Source organism: Chryseobacterium jejuense (assembly GCF_017877355.1).
GTDB classification, from domain to species: Bacteria; Bacteroidota; Bacteroidia; order Flavobacteriales; family Weeksellaceae; genus Chryseobacterium; species Chryseobacterium jejuense_A.
Map to the genome: position 1 here is coordinate 294,422 of NZ_JAGIPR010000005.1, position 20,146 is coordinate 314,567.

A 20,146-nucleotide genomic window follows, 5' to 3' on the forward strand; every position below is an offset into this window, starting at 1 on the left:
AAGGATGTCACAGTATGACATCCTTTTATATTTTCAGTTCTATATTACCTTTTGCTCAGTTGTAGTAATGAAATAACTATACATTCCCAAGAAAGCTGGTATTATTGCTCCTGAGTAATAGGGGTAATATTAATTTTATCTGTATAGAAAATGCTTAAGACTTATAGCATTCCAAGTTCAAATTTTGCCTCTTCGCTCATCATATCCTTATTCCAGCTCGGCTCAAAGGTAAGTTCTAGGTCAACACTTTTTACATGCTCTACTTCTGCTACTTTATCCTTTACTTCCTGAGGCAGTGTTTCTGCTACGGGGCAGTTGGGAGTGGTAAGAGTCATTATAATTTTTACGTCAGCATCATCGGAGATCTGTACATCATAAATTAGCCCTAATTCGTAAATATCTACCGGAATTTCGGGGTCATATACGGTTTTTAGCACGCTGATGATTTCTTCACCAATGTCTGCAATTTGATCGTCTGTAAATTTCATTTTTTAATCTAAATTGATATTCCTTTTCAACAAATCTTCCTGACGCATACGCCGGAAAATATTTGCCAAAGTTAAGACATCTTTTTCACAATAGTCAACAATTCGCTGCAAGTCTTTTTCTATGTAGTAAATTGATGAAACCATTGAGCCGTCGATATCATCCTTTGGAGTAGGAATACCAAAGACATGAGCCAATAATTCTAATGATACAAAACTTTTATAATCCCCGAATTTCCATAGTTCCATAGTATCTATATGAGGAATCTCCCAGGGCTTTTTTCCAAACATCTGGAATGGGGCAGGAGGCTGCATTCCGTTGATGAGATAACGCCTTGCAATCCATGGGAAATCAAATTCTTTTCCGTTGTGAGCACAGAGAATCACATTATAAAGCCTCGGACTGTTGAAAATCTCTCCAAATTCCTGAAGCATCTTTTTCTCATCATGTCCGGAGAAACTTTTAATCTTTAAGGTTTCATTCTTTTCCACCATTCCGATGGTGATGCAGATGATCTTTCCGAATTCTGCCATGATTCCGGCTCTGTCATAAAACTCTGCTGCGGAAACATCCTCTTTTCTCTGAAATCTTGTTTTCTTATCCCAAAGATGTTGATCAGTTTCAGATAAATCGTCCCAGGAGCCTGACTGTGGAACAGTTTCAATATCAAGGAATAAGACTCTTTCTAATGGTATGTTCTGTATCATTGTGTTTTTTATTTGCTATCCTACCTGCATCCCGTTTTTTGTGGGTAATGAAGGGGCTAAAAGGGTCACGTCATTTTTGTCTTCTCCATATAATCCTAAGACCAGACATTCACTGAAGAAATTGGCAATCTGTTTTTTAGGAAAGTTGACGACGGCCAGAATCTGTTTTCCTACCAATTCTTCTTTCTGGTAAAGTGAAGTGATCTGTGCGGATGATTTTCTGATTCCCAGTTCACCAAAGTCTATTTCCAGTTGATAGGAAGGATTTCTTGCCTTTTCAAAATCATTTACTGAAATAATTGTTCCGCATCTGATGTCTATTTTTTCAAAATCTGCCCAGGTTATGTCTGGTTTTACGTTCATGGTAATGTGTTAATTAAATGTTCTACTTCTATTTTCTGCTCTGCATATTTTTGTTGTAATTCTGAACCTTCGCCCATTCTTTTATAATATTCCAGGGCTTTTCCACCGAAGAACTTTTTATGAAAATCGGAAACGTCAGGAATCTGTGGGAAAACTTTATGAAAAAGCATTTCATAGTAGGCCTGAAACTCTCTTTCATTTTTGTCTTCTATCACATGTCCCGGAGCTTTTTGCCTTACATGAAGCATTTCGTGGGCCACCATATTCAGAACAAGGTTCAGATCAAAATCAAATAAATTTTTGGGAATCATTACGGTTTGAGGTCCTCCCAATTCCCCTTCTGCGGTAAGAAGCATAGAAGTAGGAGAAAGCTCTTCCCTGAATCCAAATCCTGCAAAATTTTCATGTTCCAGATCAAAAGAATGGATCAGATATTTTGCGGCATCCAGAATCTGATTATGTTCTTTATAGGCTTCAAGGTGGAGATTAACCTGCTCAAAATTCATTTGAAGTATGTTTTATAACAAATGTATTAAAATATTGAGAATTAAAAAGTATGTTTTGAAGAGGAACGTTGTCAAAAAAACTGAGATTTTGTATTGATTAAATTCTTCTCTTTTAATTGTACGCCTCCAAATAAAAAAATCTGTGTCTGTGCTTATTCATGCATTTTTCTGAAATTTATTTAAAAAATTATCCAAAAAATAAAATATCTTTTAGGCACCCATTCAACAAATGCTTAACTTGACTATTTTATGCCTATGGAAGAATTACTTATACAAAAGTTTAAAGAAAAAATAAACTCTTATTACCCTATTTCGGAGACCTCATTTGAAAAGCTTTTAACAATGGCAACGATCATAAACTTAAAAAGAAATGAGGTGCTCGTTCAACAGGGTTTTGTGGCACATCAATTTTGCTTCTTGTATTCGGGTTATATTATATCATATGTCAATAATGATATGGGGAAAACATACAACAAAAATATTGCAGTGAATTATGATTTTATTACCTCAACCGTTTCCTGTATTTTGAACCAGCCATCAAAGTTTACAATCAAAGCTGTAACGGATTGTGTACTTCTGAGTCTTCCTTATAAAGAATTCAGAAAAATATTTTTCCAAATAGATGATCTTAAATTGTTTTATTTGCATTACCTCGAAAAAAACTGGATTATAGATAAAGAAGAAAGAGAAGTTTCTATTATAATGGAGGCTGCTCAGATACGATATGAAAAATTATTGCAGAGCTATCCCAATATTGAAAAGTTTGTACCTTTACAGGACATAGCATCCCACTTAGGCATTACACCTACTCAACTTAGCAGAATACGCAAACAATTAAAATTAAAATAGTCGTCTCAACATATGTAAAAAGCCATCTGAACTAGGTATTGTAATTTAGCAATAAAAATAAAATTACAATCTTATGGATATGATAGTAAAAAGTAAAAAATTAGATTTTAAGGACATTTACGAAATTATCAACGATGCTTCTTCAGCATATAAAGGTATTATACCGGAAGACCGATGGAAAGAGCCTTATATGACGGAAGACGAGTTGCAAAACCAAATTGCTGATGGGGTTGAGTTTTGGTGTTACTTCCAAAATAATACTATTATTGGAGTAATGGGCATTCAGCATAAATTGAATGTAACCTTAATTCGTCATGCATATGTAAGGACAATAGCCCGAAACAAAGGAATTGGGAGTAAGTTGTTAAAACATTTATCACTACTTACTGAGAAGCCAATCTTAATAGGAACGTGGGCCGACGCTACATGGGCAATCAGATTTTATTTAAACAATGGGTTTAAGCAATCATCACATATGGAAAAAGAATATTTGCTAAGAAAATATTGGAATATACCTCATCGACAAATTGAAACATCGGTAGTTTTAACAAGCCCTGATTTCGTTATCAGGAGATTGGATGAGCAATAGCCTGTAAATATAAAAACTGATTTTTTGATTATAAGAATGAATAATGTATTTCTTTTGTACAGGGTCTATTAGCTGGTGCTGTAAAGTGTATATCTAATAATTTATTTCTCTATTTCGAATAATATAGCTCTAAAACACTATTCTGATAAAATCTTCCTTCACGAATTCGAGCTGATAATAAGACTTCATGCTTTCATATAATGATTATTTTTAACTGTGTCTATTAAATAGAAATAATTGTGTCTGTGCTTATTCATGCATTCTCCCGAAATTTATATGAGAAATTATTCAAAAAAACAGAACATGAAAATCACAGTAGTAGGCTATAAAAAAGAAGCGAAATTTTCGCAGGGAGTGACTAATGATGAAGATACAGACCTGATCAACTTTTTAAAAGATAAAGGGTTGGACGTTGTTCCCAGTATTTGGAACGATAAAAATGTAGACTGGAGCTGTTTTAATGTGGTTGTTATCAAGTCTCCATGGGATTATCATAACCATTTGCAGGCATTTCTGAACTGGCTGGATCATCTTGAAACATTAGGCGTTAAGGTTTTAAATCCTGTAGAAATTATCAAATGGAATTCGGATAAACACTACCTGAAAGATATTGCAGATAAGCAACTACCAGTCATTGCATCAGAATATCTTGAAAAAGGATCTTCCTTTGAGAATCGTTTCTTTGATCTTTTGAACGCTGATAAACTGGTGGTAAAGCCATGTGTAAGTGCCGGAGCACAAAATACAGTCACCATAAGCAGAGATCATTTTGAGGAACGGGCTAAAGAAATAGACCAGCTTCTGAAAGATCAGAATTATTTGATGCAGCCTTTTGTAGAAGAAATCAAAAATGGAGAATGGTCATTCCTGTTTTTCAACGGAAAATACAGCCATTGTTCACTAAAAACGCCTAAAGAAGGAGATTTCAGAGTGCAGCATTATCATGGTGGAAGTATCAGCTATCCAACACCTGATCCGTTTCATATAGAACAGGCAGGTACTTATCTGAAAAGCTTACCTCAACCCACACTATATGCAAGAGTAGACGGAGTGCTGATTGATAATATCTTCAATCTTATGGAACTGGAACTGATAGAACCATATCTGTTCCTGAACGGAGATAATACCTTATTAGAAAACTATTATCAGGCTTTAACCGAAATGATTTCATAAATGCTTATTGCCTTATAAAAGAGGTTGTTTCAAAAGTCATATATTTTGGCTTTTGTCATTTTGACGAAGGACGAATCTCATTAAAATCAATCATTTTGAGATTCTTCATTACATTTAGAATGATACTTTTTAGACAGCCTTTTCATTTTAATGTTTAAATAATCAGGCTTCGGCTTTTATTCTCTCTTTTTCTATCTGAGCCTCACCCCATTGTTTCAGATAATCAATAAAAGGCATCAGTTCAAGACCCGTCTCTGTTAAAGAATATTCCACTTTTGGAGGAACTTCGTGATAAACTTCCCGGTGTACAAGTCCGTCATCTTCCAGTTCCCGTACCGTTTGTGTAAGCATTTTTGGGGTGATGTCTGATAAAGCTTTTCTCAGTTCACCATAGCGCATCACACTTTGGGTATGAAGATACCATAAAATCCGGCCTTTATACTTTCCGCCAATGCGTTTGAATGCATAATCAACAGGGCAGGATGGCTCATTGGTTACTTTTTTTACTTTTAACATTTTTTCAATAAATTGATAATCAATAATAGTATATTTTAGGTATGTAGGTTACAAAAAAGTACATACTTGCTGTAAAGATACAATGAGATTACATTTGTTCCTTAATTTTAAAAAATAAAAATATGAAAGCTGTTATTATAAACGAAGCAGGAAGTGTAGAAAATCTTAAGTTCACAGAAATAGAAAAACCAACAATAGGTGACAATGAGGTTCTGGTAAAGGTGATGTCAGTAGGCATCAATCCGGTTGATGTAAAAGCAAGAGCATACGAGGGTGTTTTAAACTGGATCTTTGAAGAGAAACGATCTGTTATTTTAGGCTGGGATATTTCAGGAGAAATTGTGGAAACCGGAAAGAATGTAATAGATTTCAAAGCAGGTGATGAAGTATTTGGAATGGTCAACTTCTTTGGAAACGGAAGTGCCTATGCAGAATATGTTGCTGCCCCGGCGTCTCATTTGGCATTAAAGCCTCAAAATATCACTCATCCACAGGCTGCGGCAGCCTCAATGGCGGCAGTTACCGCATACCAGGCATTGGTAGATGTTGCTCACATTAAAAAAGGACATAAAGTAGTCATTCATGCTGCTTCAGGAGGAGTGGGGCATTTTGCCGTTCAGATTGCCAAACATATTGGGGCTTATGTGATAGGCGTTTCTTCAGCTAAAAATAGGGATTTTGTTCTTTCATTAGGCGCTGATGAACATATTGATTATACTACCGAAAATTTTAAAGATAAAATACAGGGTGTTGATATCGGGATAGATACCATTCAGGGTGAAACTTTATTGAACTCTGTGGAAATTGTACATCAGGGTGGAATCATTGTAACCCTTCCATCTCCGGAAATTCCTGAAGAAGTAAAAGATATGGCCAGCCAGAAAGGAATTAGTATTGAGTTTATGATGGTTGAATCCAAGACAGAAACCATAAAAGCAATTGCAGATTTATTGGATGCAGGAAGTCTAAAGCCTGCTGTTTATAAAACATTTGCGTTTGAAGATATCAGAAAAGCACATCTTGAAGTGGAGACCAATCGTGTAGTTGGAAAGGTAGTGGTTACTCTTTAAAAAAACAGGACCGGAAAGCAATTTCCGGTCCTGTTAAACAAGATTAAGTGTAAAATTTAACCTTTAAAAGGCCAAAAAGGATAATTCAAATATGTGATTTTTATTGATTGAGTCTTAATCTATGTTTAGGGGGATTGATAGTAATGGAACTTTATTTTTATAGGCCATGATGGCTGTTTTACTTCGGTGGAAAAGAGATTCTACAAGATTATAACGGTAAGGAACCATGGTGAGCAGGTCCGCATTGGTCAGTTTTACTTCCTCTTCAATAGCTTTGATGATTTCAATAGACTGTATCATCTTGAAACTGTATTTAATATCATCAAGATCATACCCGGAATTCAGATCAATATCATGGATAACCTCCACAAAATCCTCTACACTTTCGCTTACATTAAAAACCTCAATTTCTGCATTCAACTCATGAATGAAAGAATAAATATCATCCATCGCAGACCAGGTGATAGATTTATGAGTATCATAGGCAAAGAGAATCTTTCGTATTCCTGTATATTCTGTATGCCCCGGGATAATTAATATCGGTTTCTTAATTCTGTGAATAGCCTTGATGACATTATTTCCCAAAAGCCTCTGTTCAGGAGTTTTTTCTGCCATTCCCATAACAATAAGATCGCTGTTGGTGGCTTGTATACAGTTGTTAAGTTCCTCAATAAAACTTCCTGAAGCCAGATGATACTCTGTTTTTATGCCATATAGATGGGCTATTTCAATAGATTTATCAGTAAGCTTTTGTTGGTTTTTAAGCGTCTGTTCATAGAAAAAATCAGCAGAAACCTGAGCATTCAGAGCATGGATAGAAATGCTTTGCAAATTGAACAGAATGATATTATAATGGTTTTCCTTAGCCATAGAAGCCGCATAATGAATTGCATTTTCAGCTTCCTGGGAAAAATCTGTGCAGACAATTGTTGTTTTCATTGTACCGATTTTGATACTACAAAACTAAGATAGGGAAAGGATGTATTTTATTAAAAATAGGGTGATGTTGCATAAAATGATGATGAAATGTATTTTTCAGGTGATGAAACGTCAGGCTTCATTTGAACTCGCCTATTTTACGTTTCAGGGATGGTTTTGGCGGTCTCGTTGAAAATCGCGGGGACTCTTCTAAAATCTATTTCTATATTTACATTCACAAAGTCCCGGATATGAATAGGATTTCTACCATTAGAAAAAATTTAATACGAAGCAAAAAGATCCTTTCCGCAATGAAAAGGAGGCTGGTAATCTGGGCGGTAGCAGTAATTACCTTCTGTGGGTTTTCTTACCTCATTGATCCCTTTGATCCTGTTTGGCAGAGCTATTGGGAAACTCCATTGAAGATGTTCATTGAAGATGCTTTATGGATATTCTTTTTTTCCATTATTATTTCAGAGGTGAGTATTTTTATTGATTCTACTCTCAATAAGTTACTTCCATGGAAAGGCAGAACAGTTAAACGATTGCTTATTCAGGGATTTCTTCAGATTGTAGGAAGTGTCTTGATTGTGATGATTATCAATGCCATTGTGGACTGCACTTCAGACAATTTGCCGGAAATGGATTCCCGAAAAGAATATACTTTACTGGGACAGTGGGTTGCCACCAACATCGTGATATCCCTTATTATAAGCGGTTTTAATACCGTAGATTATTTACTGCAAAACTGGAAAAGAACTGCTGTAGAAGCAGCTCAGCATAAAATAAGAGCCTCCAAGCATAAACAGGCAGCCATGGTAGCCGAACTTCAGGCTCTCAAATTACAGATAGATCCTCATTTTATCTTTAATAATCTGAGCGTTCTTTCTGAACTTATTCTGGAAGATCAGCAGCTGGGATATGAATACTCCGAAAAATTTGCACGGGTATACAGATACCTGCTTGTTAACTCCAAGAAAGACATCATTGCCGTAGAAGAAGAACTGAAATTTTTAGACTCGTATATTTTTCTGATAGAAAAAAGAATTGGGGAAGGAGTGGTATTTAAAATTGATATTCAGGAAGAATACAGATCCATGTACACCCTTCCATTATCCCTGCAGTTATTAGTGGAAAATGCGATCAAGCACAATCAGACCTCAAAAGCAAATCCATTGGAAATTCACGTTTATACAAATTCTGAAGGCGAATTGGTGGTTTCCAATACCTTTTTACCATTGATTAATAAACCCGATTCTTCAGGGGTTGGGCTTACCAACATCATTGCGAGATATGAAATTCTGGGATATACAAAACCGATTATAGAAAAAACTGAAGATAAATTTATTGTAAAACTTCCATTGATATGAAGATTAATAAAATTTTAATAGTTGAGGATGAAAGGCCCAATGCAGACAGGCTAAAGAGACTATTGCAAAAGCTCAGACCTCATATTGAGATCCTTTCCGTAGAAGATTCAATAACCTCCACAGTCAACTGGTTGGAAAACAATGTCGTTCCGGATATTATTATGATGGATGTTCGTCTTGCAGATGGATTAAGCTTTGAAATTTTTAACAAGCATGAGATTAAAAGTGCTGTAATTTTTACAACTGCGTACGATGAATATGCAGTACAGGCCTTTAAATACAATAGTGTAGACTATCTTTTAAAACCAATAGAAGAAGATGAGTTGGATGCTGCACTAAAGCGCTATGAAACCTTTATGGAAGCTGTTCCGGTTGTTGGGTCAGCTATTGAAGGGTTACTGAACTATATCCAGCCTAAAGATTACAGAAAACGTTTCCTGATTGCTCATCGTGACGGATATAAAACAGTGCTGGCAGAAGATATTTTATATTTTTATACAGAACTGGGAATCAGTAAAGCAATGCTGAATACAGGTATTGTAGAAAATATTCCCCAAACACTGGAAGAGCTGGAAAAACAATTGGATCCGAAATTCTTTTTCCGTGCCAACAGACAATTTATTATTCATATAGATTCTGTAAAACAGATCTTTAATCATTTTAATGGAAAACTGAAATTAGAATTGAGAAAACAACCTGAAATGGAAGTGATTGTAAGCCGGGAAAAGGCTTCTGTTTTCAAATCCTGGATGGATTATTAATGAAAGAAAGCTGGAGGCCGGAAGAGGAAAGTTATTGAAGTCTGAAGACAAAAGAAAATCATTTTAATTATTTAGGAGTTTTTATAATGATCAGAAGTTCTTTGCACAATAGTAACTTCCAGCCTCCCTCTTCCAGCCCTATATATACCAAAACCCCCTCACGAATTGCTCATGAAGGGATCTGATATAAAGAAAAAGCTATGATTTAAGATTATAAAGGAATAGCATATCCTAAAGAGAGTGCAAAACCTCTGTTTTTCACATCTATGCCCTTCTCATCCGAGATATTATTTAATCCTAAATTATATCTTCCATCTACAATTACTTTTCCCGGTCCTGCAGGAATCGCTACTCCAGCTCCCATCTGCAATCCGAAATCTATTGATTTTGTTTTACCGTATGCAGCCTTCACTTTATCATTTTTTCCCATAAGGATTCCTATAGATGGCCCCGCATTCACGTATACCGGACCGAAGCTGTATTTCGCCAACACCGGAACTTCTATATAATTGAAGTTGTAGGTTTCACTTCCCAAACTGTTTTTAAACTTTGTCCCTTTGCTGATAAAATTAACCTCAGGCTGTACAGAAAAGTTTTTAATACCTGTCTGGATATTTACCCCTAAACCAGCCTGGAAAGATGTCTTTGATTTCTCACCATTTACATTCTTAATAGATTGGTTAGCAATATTGATTCCAGCCTTTGGAATTAATTCTATCCCTGACTCCTTTTTTGGATTTGTGTTTTGAGCTTGTACTCCTAATCCTAATACGATCGCTGTGATTGCTAAAAACTTTTTCATTTGATAAAATTTAAATTATTGACTTATTTTTTGATGTTTTGATACTGCGAAATTAGACCGGGAAATAACCTGAGCCGGTAATTTTAAAACTGAAACGTATAAATTGAAACGTCAACCGTATTTTTGAAATATTAAAACGGAAAAAACCTTTTTTATCCATCTGAATGGTGGGAATAACCGCTTTTCTTTTCATTTTTAGTATCGTACGTTTCACCTGCGATTAACTACGTTTCACCTGATTTTTAGCTAAACTTCCTTATTATATGAACTTATTTTGCTCCTGTAAAATTTAAAAACAAATGTTATGAACTACAGAAAAGGATATCTGGCACTTTCACTTACGGCTGCAGCAATACTGTACTCCTGCGGTTCAGGAAATGGTCAGGAAAATGCCCAGCAGATGCAGGCTCTTCCTACTGACTTTATTCAAGTGACAACCGGGAATGAAGACGTTGCAACCGGTTACCCCGGAAGTATAGAGGGGCAGGATAATGTGGAAATAAAAGCCCAGGTAACAGGATATCTGGAAGCTGTATATATAAAAGAAGGACAGTTTGTCAGCAAAGGGCAAACGCTGTTTAGAATTAACCCATCCGTGTACAATGAACAGGTAAATACCAATGAAGCAGCGTTGAAATCTGCTTTGGCAGCTCAGGAAACGGCAAGGTTGGAAGTTGAGAAATTGAAACCTCTCGTAGAAGGAAAAGTAGTTTCTGATATGCAGCTGAAAACTGCTCAGGCTAATTTAAAGGCAGCCTCAGCACAAGTGGCTCAGGCTCAGTCTTCGTTAGGTTCTTCAAAGATCAATGCGAACTTTACTTACATCAAAGCTCCGGTAAGCGGATATATAGGAAGAATCCCAAATAGGGTAGGAAACCTCATCAGCCCTTCGGATGCATCACCATTAACAACGCTTTCCAACATCAGCAGTGTAAATGTATATTTCTCAATGAACGAGGCGGATTTTATCGCCCACAGCAGAACAGCAACTTCAGGAGAAAATGCTGAAAATGTAGAACTTATTTTAGCAGATGGTTCCACCTATGGATTCAAAGGGAGATTGGAGAATGCCAGTGGGAACTTTGACAGAAATACAGGAAGTATTCAGATGAAAGCAGTTTTCCAGAATCCGGATAAATTATTAAGATCAGGAGGAACAGGAAGAGTAATGATTCACAATGCGTTGGATGGCGTGGTGAAGCTTCCTAAAACCTCTGTAAAAGATATTCAGGATAAATTTTTCATTTATAAACTGGAAGGTAAAGATAAAGTGAAAATGATGCAGATTGAAGTATCCGGAAGCACTTCTCAGGATTACTTTGTGAAAACAGGAGTGAAAGCAGGAGACAAGATCGCTGTCAACAGGATAGATGCTCTTACAGATGGAGCGCTGGTTGTGGCTAAAGTAACTCCTTCGAAATAATTTTATAATCATTCTTAGAAAATTCGAAAATGTTAAAAAAGATAATAGACCGTCCGGTACTGGCAACGGTAATATCCCTTATCATTGTCATTTTGGGGATCATTGGATTAAACCAGCTGGCAGTGACCAGATTTCCGGACATTTCTCCACCTACCATTACGGTTTCAGGGTCTTATCCGGGAGGAAACAGTGAAACGGTAATCCGTTCTGTAGTAACCCCTCTGGAAGAACAGATCAACGGGGTGGAAGACATGAGCTACATGAAATCCACCGCAAGTAATGACGGAACTTTTACCATTTCTGTGATATTCAAACAGGGGGTAAATGCCGATCAGGCTGCAGTAAACGTACAGAACAGAGTACAACAGGCTACGCCAATACTGCCTCAGGAAGTGGTAAGAATGGGGCTGACTACCTCAAAACAGCAGAACAGTATGGTATTGATTTTCAATATTTATACTGAAGATAATAAACAATATGATGAAACCTTTCTTCAGAACTTTGCCAATATCAACCTTATCCCACAGATCAAAAGGGTAAAAGGAGTAGGACAGGCACAGATCTTCGGAATCAAGGATTATTCTATGAGGATATGGCTTAATCCGCAGAAGATGGCTTCCTACGGATTGGAACCCTCCGACATTTCCAATGCTATTGCAGATCACAGTTTAGAATCTGCTCCCGGTAAATTGGGTGAGGAATCAAATGCCGCTTTAGAATATGTAATCCGATACAAAGGAAAAAAGAATAAGCCGGAACAATATGAAAACATGGTCGTTAAAAATGACGGAACCAATGTGATCAGGCTTAAAGATGTAGCCAGAATAGAATTTGGGTCCATCAATAATACCGGAGATAACCTCTCCAATGGTAAAAGTGCGGTTACGGTTGCCATTATGCAGACAACGGGGTCTAACGCCAATGAAATTGAAATAGGAGTCAATAAAGCGATTGACCAGCTATCAAAATCTTTCCCGCCGGGTATTAAATATACCAAGGTGATGAGTACCAAAGAAAGATTGGATGAAGCAACAGGCCAGGTGAAATCTACGCTGATAGAAGCATTTATCCTTGTATTTATTGTGGTATTTGTCTTTTTACAGGATTTCAGATCTACCATTATTCCAGCCATTGCTGTTCCGGTAGCTATTATCGGTACCTTCTTCTTCCTTTTGGTATTAGGATTTACGATTAACGTGTTGACACTATTTGCCCTAGTATTGGCGATCGGTATTGTTGTAGATGATGCGATTGTAGTGGTAGAAGCCGTCCACAGTAATATGGAAGGAACAAACCTTTCGGGGAGAGATGCTACGCACAAAGCGATGAGTGAAATTACAGGAGCTGTTATTTCCATTACATTGGTAATGTCAGCTGTGTTTATTCCGATTGGGTTTATGTCTGGTTCTGCAGGATTATTCTATAAGCAATTTGCTTATACACTAGCCATTGCGATTATTATTTCTGCGGTAAATGCCCTTACTTTAACACCTGCTTTATGTGCGGTATTTTTGAAAAACCACCATGGAGAAGAAAGTGGAAAACCAAAAGGATTCGGACAGAGATTCGCTGTTGCCTTTAATGCAGGTTTCAATAATATGACAGAACGTTATGCGAAAGGAGTAAGATTTTTAATCGGGAAAAAATGGATTGCAGCAGGATTGGTAGTGGGAATTATAGGACTTTCAGCATGGCTGATGTCAAGTACAACCAAGAGTTTTGTTCCGATGGAAGATGACGGATTCTTCATCTATTCATTGAGTATGCCACCAGGAACCGGATTAACAAAAACAACAGAAGTTTCCAATAAGATCAATGCAATCCTAAAAACGGTAGACGCTGTTCAGGAAAATACATCCATTACAGGATATAACCTGTTAAGTAACAGTGCCGGTCCGGCATATGCGATGGGGTTTGTTAAATTAAAACCTAAAAAAGAAAGAGGAGCCGTTCAGGATATTGATGAGATCATGAATATTGTCAACGGAAAACTGTCTGTTATCAAAGAAGGAAGCGTCATGAGTTTCAGAATGCCACCGGTAGAAGGATATGGAGTAACCAATGATGCCGAGATCGTCCTTCAGGACCGTATGGGTAGAGACCCTCAGGTTCTTAAGTCTAAAGCAGATGATGTGATCGGACAATTGATGCAGGTACCGGAAGTAGCTTATGCATACACTATGTTTAGAGCAGACTATCCTCAGCTTGAACTTGAAGTGAATGAAGATAAGGCGAAGCAGCTGGGAGTAAGTATTGCCAATTTATTAGGAACGGTACAGACTTATTTCTCAGGAGATCAGTCTCAGAATTTCTCCAGATTCGGGAAGTTCTATAGAGTAAATATTAAAGCTGACGGTGTTTTCAGGATGGATGAGCAGGCGTTCAATGATATTTTTGTGAAAAATAATAAAGGAGAAATGGTTCCTGCCAATACCTTAATTACTTTGAAAAAAGTATATGGTCCGGAATCCGTTCAGCGATATAACCTTTATAATTCATTGAATATTAACGTAGTGCCGAAACCGGGAATCAGTAACGGAGCTTTAATGGATAAAATTGAACCAACCTTGAATAAACTTCCATCTGACTACAGTTTTGAATGGACCGGATTAAGTTTGGAAGAAAAATCAGCTGGCAGCCAGACTGCTGTGATCCTTGGATTGTGTTTACTTTTCGTTTATCTGCTTCTTGCAGCACAATATGAAAGTTATATTCTCCCTTTAGCAGTAATGCTTTCCATCCCAACGGGAATTGTGGGTGCATTCCTCGGAATTAAAGCGATTGGATTGGATAATAATATCTATGTACAGGTAGGATTGATTATGCTTATTGGGTTATTGGCGAAAAACGCGATCCTTATTGTAGAATTTGCTGTCCAGAGACGAAAATCAGGACTTTCTATTCTGGATTCCGCATTGGAAGGAGCAAAAGCAAGGTTACGTCCGATCATCATGACATCATTGGCCTTTATTGCGGGGATGATTCCATTGATGATCTCAACAGGAGGAATGGCCTCAGGAAACAAATCTATTAGTGTGAGTGCTGCCATAGGAATGTTGAGTGGAGTGGTATTAGGAGTATTTGTAATTCCTGTCCTGTATATGTTCTTCCAATATCTGGATGAGAAATTTTCATCCAAAAAGAAGTATCCTGTAATACAAAATCAATTGACAAATGAGAATATTTAATATAAAGAATTTCCTTATCTCAGGCGCAATAGCATCAGTGCTGGTGTCTTGCGCCGTGGGAAAACCCTATGAAAGAACAGATCTTCAGATACCGGAAACTTATAAATCTGTACAGGTAACAGGAGATACGGTTGTGCTTCCATGGAAAACGTTCTTTAAGGATCCTAAACTGATCGGTTTAATAGATAAAGCTTTAACCAGAAATAATGAAGTAAATGTTGCGCTAAAGAATATAGAGCAGTTAGACCTGATCTACAAGCAGGCTAAATTATCTCTTCTTCCAACACTCGATCTCAGTGCAGGGGCCAGCAGAAGCTGGGCTTCTACCAATACCCTGAACGGATCACTTAATGAGCAGTTTGCAGGAACAACACATATGGATGATTTCAGTGCCAGCCTGAGACTTTCGTGGGAAGTTGATATCTGGGGTAAAGCCAAAATGCAGAAAGAATCTGCCGCTGCAGAATACTTTGCCCAAAAAGAAAATTTAAACGCTGTAAAAAGCAGAATCATTGTTCAGGTAGCGCAGGCTTATTATAATCTGATAAGCTTAGATGAACAGATGAAAATCGCAGAACAGAATATTGAGCTAAGTAATAATACCCTTAAAATGATGAATCTTCAGTTTAAGGCAGGGCAGATCAATTCATTGGCTGTACAGCAATCGGAAGCGCAGAAGAAAACTGCTGAACTTTTGATTCCTTTGGCTAAGCAGAATATATCTATTCAGGAAAATGCTTTGAGTATTCTTTGTGGAGAATATCCAACCAAAGTTGAAAGATCAGGAACCCTGAAGATGATGATCCCTGAAAATAAACTTTCAGAAGGGCTTCCGGCACAATTATTAAGCAGGAGACCGGATCTGAAAATGGCAGAATTCAATGTCATCAGCCTGAATTCAAAAACAGGACTGGCTAAAGCTGCCATGTATCCAAGCATCAGCCTGAGCCCACAGATTGGGGTTAATTCCAATAAATTCAGTTCATGGTTTGATATTCCAGGATCCATTACGAAGGCTTTAGCAGCTAATCTTGCAGCTCCTGTTTTTCAGAAAAAACAGTTGAAAACAGCCTATGAAACGGCATTAATTGAACAGGAAAAGGCGGCTGTCAACTTTAAACAGTCTGTAATGACAGCTGTAGGAGAAGTTTCTGATGCTATGGCAAGAACTCAGGGGACCTCAGAAAGATTACAGCTTTTGGAACAGAGAACAACCATTTTAGACAAAGGAATTGGCGATGCTCTGAAACTGTATAAAAGCGGAATGGCAACCTATCTTGAAGTGATTACGGCTCAGAACAACAAGCTTCAGAATGATCTGGAAGCCATTAATGTAACATTGGAAAGATTAAATGCTGAAGTTGATCTTTACCGCGCATTGGGTGGTGGAGTACAGTAAAAAATAATTGGAAAATAGTAAAAATGAAGGAAGTTGCATCAGGCAGCTTCCTTTTTTTGTTATAAGATACTGAAGGTTCTAAAATTAAATCGCCGAAATATGAAATTAAAAACAATTGTCATTTTTTATTGAATAAATATTTATTTGAATTGATTTTTTTTGTACATAAAATCAATGAGTTATGAAAAATGTTGATTTTTTTTTGAAAAAAGCATGCAAGATTTCCGAAAAAGGAGATTTATATCAATGAGTACTCAAAATAATTAATGTTTAATGAAAAAAATAATGCAATGAAAAAATTTACAGTATCTCAATTTTTAACAGCTATTTTACTTGTATTAACAGGTTTTACTCTGTATTCATGTAGTGTTGATGGTCCGGAAATCCGTCCTGTAAAACTGGAGGATGTTAATGGAAACTATAAAGGAAGACTGATTACGATACAGGGAGAGGACAGAACTGAAAAAATAAAGAATTTTAAAGCAAAAAAAGATACGATTATGTTTTCAGAATTTCCCGTGGATGAAATTGTGAAAACCGTAATAAAAGACCCGTTAAAAGCAGAGGAGGCTATTAAAGCAATAGGAAAGGTGAAGTATGAAATTAAATACACTGCTTCCGTAAATACCGTCAACAATGTGGTAGAATTATCTTTCGCCCCTAAACCATTGGAGATTCAGATTCCTGTGGATGGAGTAACCAAAAAGACAGAGGTAGGATTGATCGCTAAGCAGAAAGGGTTTTATGTAGGGATGGATGGTTCATTGCGATTTGCTTTGACTGCAGAAAAGATTACCGTAGACGGTACAGTACTTGCCCCTTATGAAACGATTAATTATAATTTTCCATTTTGTGTAAAATATTAATTAATGGTTATTACTATAAATAGATTGTATTTATACGATGCAATCTATTTTTGCTTTAAAATTTTAATCAAAATATCGTATACTGGAGCAGTACATGGGAGAAAGTAAAGAACAGATTTTGGTAAACCGCCTTCTGCAGAAGGAGGAAGCCGCCTGGAAAGAGCTTTTTGGAGCTTATTCAGGTAATCTGGCCTATGTATGCTCCCGCTATATAGCAGAAAAGGAAGATGTACATGATGTCCTTCAGAATAGCTTTATCAAGATGTTCCGTTCCATAGAATCATTTGAATACAGGGGAGATGGCTCTCTTAGAGCGTGGATTACCCGTATTGCGGTGAATGAATCCCTAAAGCATATCAGGCAGAAAGGAGATCTTAAATCTTCTGTTGAGGTAGATGACCTTCCCGATATTCCCCAGGAAGAAGAACCTGATTTTGAGGAAATTCCGAAAGAAGATATTATGAGATTAATTCAGTCTCTTCCAGGCGGATACAGAACAGTTTTCAACCTGTATGTGTTTGAACAGAAAAGTCATAAAGAAATTGCATCACTGCTCGGAATTGCAGAAAATTCTTCAGCATCACAGTTTCACCGTGCAAAAGGGCTGCTGGTTCAGAAAATAAAGGAATTTAAAATGTCAAAAAAAGCACAATATGAATAACGAATGGCTCAATAACCTGCGAAGCAGAATGGAGAACCATGAAGAAGAGGTTCCGGAAGGATTGTGGGATGACATCAGGGACGAACTGTTCTCAGAAGAAGAGGAAAATAAATGGGCGGCAGGCTTTATTCCTGTAATTGATACTGAAAATGAAGAAAAAAAGATAAATGCAGTAAGTTCTGGGAGTAAATTTTGGTTTTATCGTATCGGTGGTGTTGCCGCCGCAGCCGTTTTGATTTTTATGATGATGAAAATAGTGCCGGAAGAGAATCAGAATACACTTTCACGGAATCCTTCAGATTCTCATAAAAATAATAAAAGAACAGATACAAATCTACCTTTGAAGAAAGTGGAACAAGAAGATAGTAAAAAGGTTTTGGAAAATTCAAAGGCAGATATTTCTTTAGCTCAGAATGATTTTAATACAATATATCCTTCGGTTAAAGATATAAAACTGACAAAGTCTGAAAAGGCAGGAGGAAAAGAACCCGGAAATGATGGGAAAGTTCAGGATGTTATACAAGTTCCTGGATTAGAGCAGTCTATCTTGATTCCAGAAGAGAGTAAAACCAAAGAAATGCCTTTGGTTAATAATAACATAAAGAATGAAGAGGCTGAAAAAGCAGCAAATAAGATAGAAAAAGAATTATCTGAAAAATATGCAGATCATACTAAGACTAAGAATGTAAAATCTAAGTCTGAAAAGAAATGGATGCTAAGTATGCTTACCGGAAATGCATCATCCAATTCTGCAGAACAGCAGTTTCATGGTTATGCTTCTGTCAGCGGGAAACCCATGAATTTTGAACAGGTCTGGAGTGCTTCTGAATATGTAGATGATCCTTTGACTCAAATCCTATTGGCCAACCAGAGTAAACCGGTAGAAGCCAGAATCAGACATAAAGTTCCGGTAACATTCGGATTGTCGGTGTATTATAATCTGGGAAAAAGGTGGGGAATCGGAACCGGGCTGAATTATACCAAACTGGCTTCTGAGCTTCATTCCGGAAGCAATGATAATTATATTAAAGGAGAGCAGAAAGTTCACTATATCGGAATTCCTGTTCAGGTTAATTATAATGTCATCCAGAAAGGGAGGTTTACGGGGTATGTTACAGGAGGGGCGTTGGTAGAAAAGCCTATATCAGGAAGTATTACAACAAGTTATGTAGTAAATGATGAGGTAAAAAAAACTTCGAAGGAGAATTTGGATCATAAACCGCTGTCGTTTTCGGTGAATACTGCAGTAGGGCTTCAGATGAAGGTGGTAAATAGATTAGGGATTTATGCAGAGCCGGGGATTGGATATCATTTCAAAGATGAGAACTCTCCCAATACCATTTATAAGGAAAAACCCCTGCATTTTAATATAAAATTCGGGATCAGATTGTTGATTGATTAATGCTGATGACTTTTAAATAGAAATCAACTTAAATGTCAATATATGAAAACAAAACTGATTTTTTTAACATTTTTATTGTTTAACCTTCTGATTATAAAGGCGCAATGTGATCCTGTAATAACCAGTCCCAGATTAGGTGCTGTGTTTGCGGATAAGATCTTGTTCTGTGAGAATGAAGATGAGATACTTTCCACTACACAAGCGTTTGCTTCTTATCAATGGTACAAGCAGGAATGGACTTGGCAGACTCCTAATAACAATCCATGGGAGGCAATTCCTGGAGCTACCTCACAGCAGTTAACCATCAATGGAGGTGACCAGCTGTATTATTTTAAGGTAGCAGTTACACAGGGAGATTGTACGGCAGAAAGTCCGGCAGTGATGGCAGATGGATATGTGTATGGTCTTCCTGCAATGATGTCCACTTTTGTTCCGGGAACTTATGAGATTGTAGACGGTGGAATAGTGCATGTATGCAATGAGGCTCCTGTGAAATTTGATAATGTATTTCCTGTAGTATACGGCCCTCATACATGGTTTAAATGTGTTCCGACAACTACGGCACCATTTACGGGAGATCCTTGTGTGATTCCCAATGTGACGGGAGATACCTATACCACTTCTGAAGCTGGAGAATATGGTTTCTATGCATGTACAGAATATTGTCCTAATCAGTGTCAAATGTTAGACCCCTTTGCTTTCGTAAAATTAGAATATGATAATTGGGACTTCTGTCAGGAATTAGGAACAGGAGAAGTAGCAAAGCCTAAAGAAAATAAATTAAATATATATCCAAATCCTACAGCACAATTCCTTTATATCGGAAAAGAATCAGAGGAATATAAAGAGGTTGCCATTATGGATATGTCCGGAAAATTGGTTCTTAAGAAAGATAACCATCAATACAGACAGGCCATTGATGTAAGCCATTTGGTCCCTGGAAATTATATCATCGTTTCCAAAAGCATTAAAGGAGAGGTCTATAGAAATAAATTGATAAAAAAATAAAGGATTAAATAATCTTTTCGTTAGTTTTTAATAGTGGTTAAATCGGCACAATCTGTTTTGTGCCGATTTTATTTTGTACCAGTTTATAT

The 20,146-nt window shown here is 36.9% G+C and carries 20 protein-coding genes; 13 read left to right on the top strand and 7 right to left on the bottom strand.

The annotated features are described in order from the left end of the window. Window positions 1-161: 161 nt before the first annotated feature. The 4 genes from J2772_RS12475 to J2772_RS12490 are packed head-to-tail and all read right to left on the bottom strand — an operon-like array spanning window position 162 to window position 2,062. Entirely contained in the window at window positions 162-488 is a 327-nt protein-coding gene (locus tag J2772_RS12475; protein WP_027372057.1) for an SUF system Fe-S cluster assembly protein, read from the bottom strand. A 3-nt stretch (window positions 489-491) separates the two neighbouring features. Further along, window positions 492-1,193, bottom strand: coding sequence for a 3'-5' exonuclease (locus J2772_RS12480; RefSeq protein WP_209917097.1), 702 nt, complete (start codon window positions 1,191-1,193; stop codon window positions 492-494). A 15-nt stretch (window positions 1,194-1,208) separates the two neighbouring features. Further along, a complete protein-coding gene (locus J2772_RS12485) occupies window positions 1,209-1,556 on the bottom strand; it encodes a tRNA-binding protein (protein ID WP_209917098.1) in 348 nt (115 codons plus the stop codon). Continuing rightward, complete coding sequence (locus J2772_RS12490) at window positions 1,553-2,062, bottom strand: hypothetical protein (protein ID WP_209917100.1); 510 nt, start codon at window positions 2,060-2,062, stop codon at window positions 1,553-1,555. Before J2772_RS12490 ends, J2772_RS12485 begins: the two co-directional genes overlap by 4 nt. 342 nt (window positions 2,063-2,404) lie before the next feature. On the opposite strand from J2772_RS12490, the gene J2772_RS12495 reads away from it, so the two are divergent. The 3 genes from J2772_RS12495 to J2772_RS12505 all read left to right on the top strand — a co-directional run bounded on the left by J2772_RS12495 (window position 2,405) and on the right by J2772_RS12505 (window position 4,673). Then, window positions 2,405-2,911 (top strand): Crp/Fnr family transcriptional regulator, encoded by a 507-nt coding sequence (locus tag J2772_RS12495; protein ID WP_209917102.1) that lies wholly within the window; start codon window positions 2,405-2,407, stop codon window positions 2,909-2,911. Between the two features lie 73 nt (window positions 2,912-2,984). Continuing rightward, window positions 2,985-3,500, top strand: coding sequence for a GNAT family N-acetyltransferase (locus tag J2772_RS12500; RefSeq protein WP_209917104.1), 516 nt, complete (start codon window positions 2,985-2,987; stop codon window positions 3,498-3,500). Window positions 3,501-3,803: 303 nt separating this feature from the next. Continuing rightward, window positions 3,804-4,673 (top strand): RimK family alpha-L-glutamate ligase, encoded by an 870-nt coding sequence (locus tag J2772_RS12505; RefSeq protein ID WP_209917106.1) that lies wholly within the window; start codon window positions 3,804-3,806, stop codon window positions 4,671-4,673. A gap of 162 nt (window positions 4,674-4,835) precedes the next feature. On the opposite strand, the gene J2772_RS12510 is transcribed toward J2772_RS12505, so the two are convergent. Then, window positions 4,836-5,189: a winged helix-turn-helix transcriptional regulator gene (locus tag J2772_RS12510; protein WP_209917109.1), complete on the bottom strand. Its 354-nt coding sequence runs from the start codon at window positions 5,187-5,189 to the stop codon at window positions 4,836-4,838. 122 nt (window positions 5,190-5,311) lie between these two features. Here J2772_RS12510 and J2772_RS12515 point away from each other — a divergent pair, with 122 nt between their 5' ends. Next, window positions 5,312-6,259: an NADP-dependent oxidoreductase gene (locus J2772_RS12515; RefSeq protein ID WP_209917111.1), complete on the top strand. Its 948-nt coding sequence runs from the start codon at window positions 5,312-5,314 to the stop codon at window positions 6,257-6,259. A 114-nt stretch (window positions 6,260-6,373) separates the two neighbouring features. On the opposite strand, the gene J2772_RS12520 is transcribed toward J2772_RS12515, so the two are convergent. Continuing rightward, the gene (locus tag J2772_RS12520; RefSeq protein ID WP_209917113.1) at window positions 6,374-7,198 is read right to left on the bottom strand and encodes a universal stress protein; all 825 of its coding nucleotides are present in this window, start codon (window positions 7,196-7,198) and stop codon (window positions 6,374-6,376) included. A gap of 290 nt (window positions 7,199-7,488) precedes the next feature. On the opposite strand from J2772_RS12520, the gene J2772_RS12525 reads away from it, so the two are divergent. Both J2772_RS12525 and J2772_RS12530 read left to right on the top strand, forming a co-directional pair. Next, on the top strand, window positions 7,489-8,547 hold the full coding sequence (locus J2772_RS12525; protein WP_245365214.1) for a sensor histidine kinase: 1,059 nt from the start codon (window positions 7,489-7,491) through the stop codon (window positions 8,545-8,547). Beyond that, the gene (locus J2772_RS12530; protein ID WP_209917117.1) at window positions 8,544-9,308 is read left to right on the top strand and encodes a LytR/AlgR family response regulator transcription factor; all 765 of its coding nucleotides are present in this window, start codon (window positions 8,544-8,546) and stop codon (window positions 9,306-9,308) included. The genes J2772_RS12525 and J2772_RS12530 overlap by 4 nt, the downstream gene beginning before the upstream one ends. Window positions 9,309-9,519: 211 nt before the next feature. On the opposite strand, the gene J2772_RS12535 is transcribed toward J2772_RS12530, so the two are convergent. Further along, window positions 9,520-10,110, bottom strand: a complete 591-nt coding sequence (locus J2772_RS12535; protein WP_209917119.1) for a porin family protein — start codon at window positions 10,108-10,110, stop codon at window positions 9,520-9,522. Between the two features lie 304 nt (window positions 10,111-10,414). Between J2772_RS12535 and J2772_RS12540 the strand changes: the two genes are divergently transcribed. The 7 genes from J2772_RS12540 (at window position 10,415) to J2772_RS12570 (ending at window position 20,057) form a co-directional block, all read left to right on the top strand. Then, window positions 10,415-11,533: an efflux RND transporter periplasmic adaptor subunit gene (locus tag J2772_RS12540; protein WP_209917122.1), complete on the top strand. Its 1,119-nt coding sequence runs from the start codon at window positions 10,415-10,417 to the stop codon at window positions 11,531-11,533. A 29-nt stretch (window positions 11,534-11,562) separates the two neighbouring features. Continuing rightward, complete coding sequence (locus tag J2772_RS12545; RefSeq protein ID WP_209917123.1) at window positions 11,563-14,721, top strand: efflux RND transporter permease subunit; 3,159 nt, start codon at window positions 11,563-11,565, stop codon at window positions 14,719-14,721. Continuing rightward, window positions 14,708-16,120, top strand: a complete 1,413-nt coding sequence (locus J2772_RS12550; protein WP_209917125.1) for an efflux transporter outer membrane subunit — start codon at window positions 14,708-14,710, stop codon at window positions 16,118-16,120. The genes J2772_RS12545 and J2772_RS12550 overlap by 14 nt, the downstream gene beginning before the upstream one ends. Window positions 16,121-16,410: 290 nt before the next feature. After that, window positions 16,411-16,986 carry a DUF4840 domain-containing protein gene (locus J2772_RS12555; RefSeq protein ID WP_209917127.1) on the top strand — a complete coding sequence of 192 codons (576 nt, stop codon included), beginning with the start codon at window positions 16,411-16,413 and terminating at the stop codon, window positions 16,984-16,986. 94 nt (window positions 16,987-17,080) lie between these two features. Beyond that, the gene (locus tag J2772_RS12560; RefSeq protein WP_209917129.1) at window positions 17,081-17,647 is read left to right on the top strand and encodes an RNA polymerase sigma factor; all 567 of its coding nucleotides are present in this window, start codon (window positions 17,081-17,083) and stop codon (window positions 17,645-17,647) included. After that, window positions 17,640-19,049: a porin family protein gene (locus tag J2772_RS12565; RefSeq protein WP_209917131.1), complete on the top strand. Its 1,410-nt coding sequence runs from the start codon at window positions 17,640-17,642 to the stop codon at window positions 19,047-19,049. Before J2772_RS12560 ends, J2772_RS12565 begins: the two co-directional genes overlap by 8 nt. A 42-nt stretch (window positions 19,050-19,091) precedes the next feature. After that, a complete protein-coding gene (locus J2772_RS12570; RefSeq protein WP_209917133.1) occupies window positions 19,092-20,057 on the top strand; it encodes a T9SS type A sorting domain-containing protein in 966 nt (321 codons plus the stop codon). Window positions 20,058-20,146: the final 89 nt, after the last annotated feature.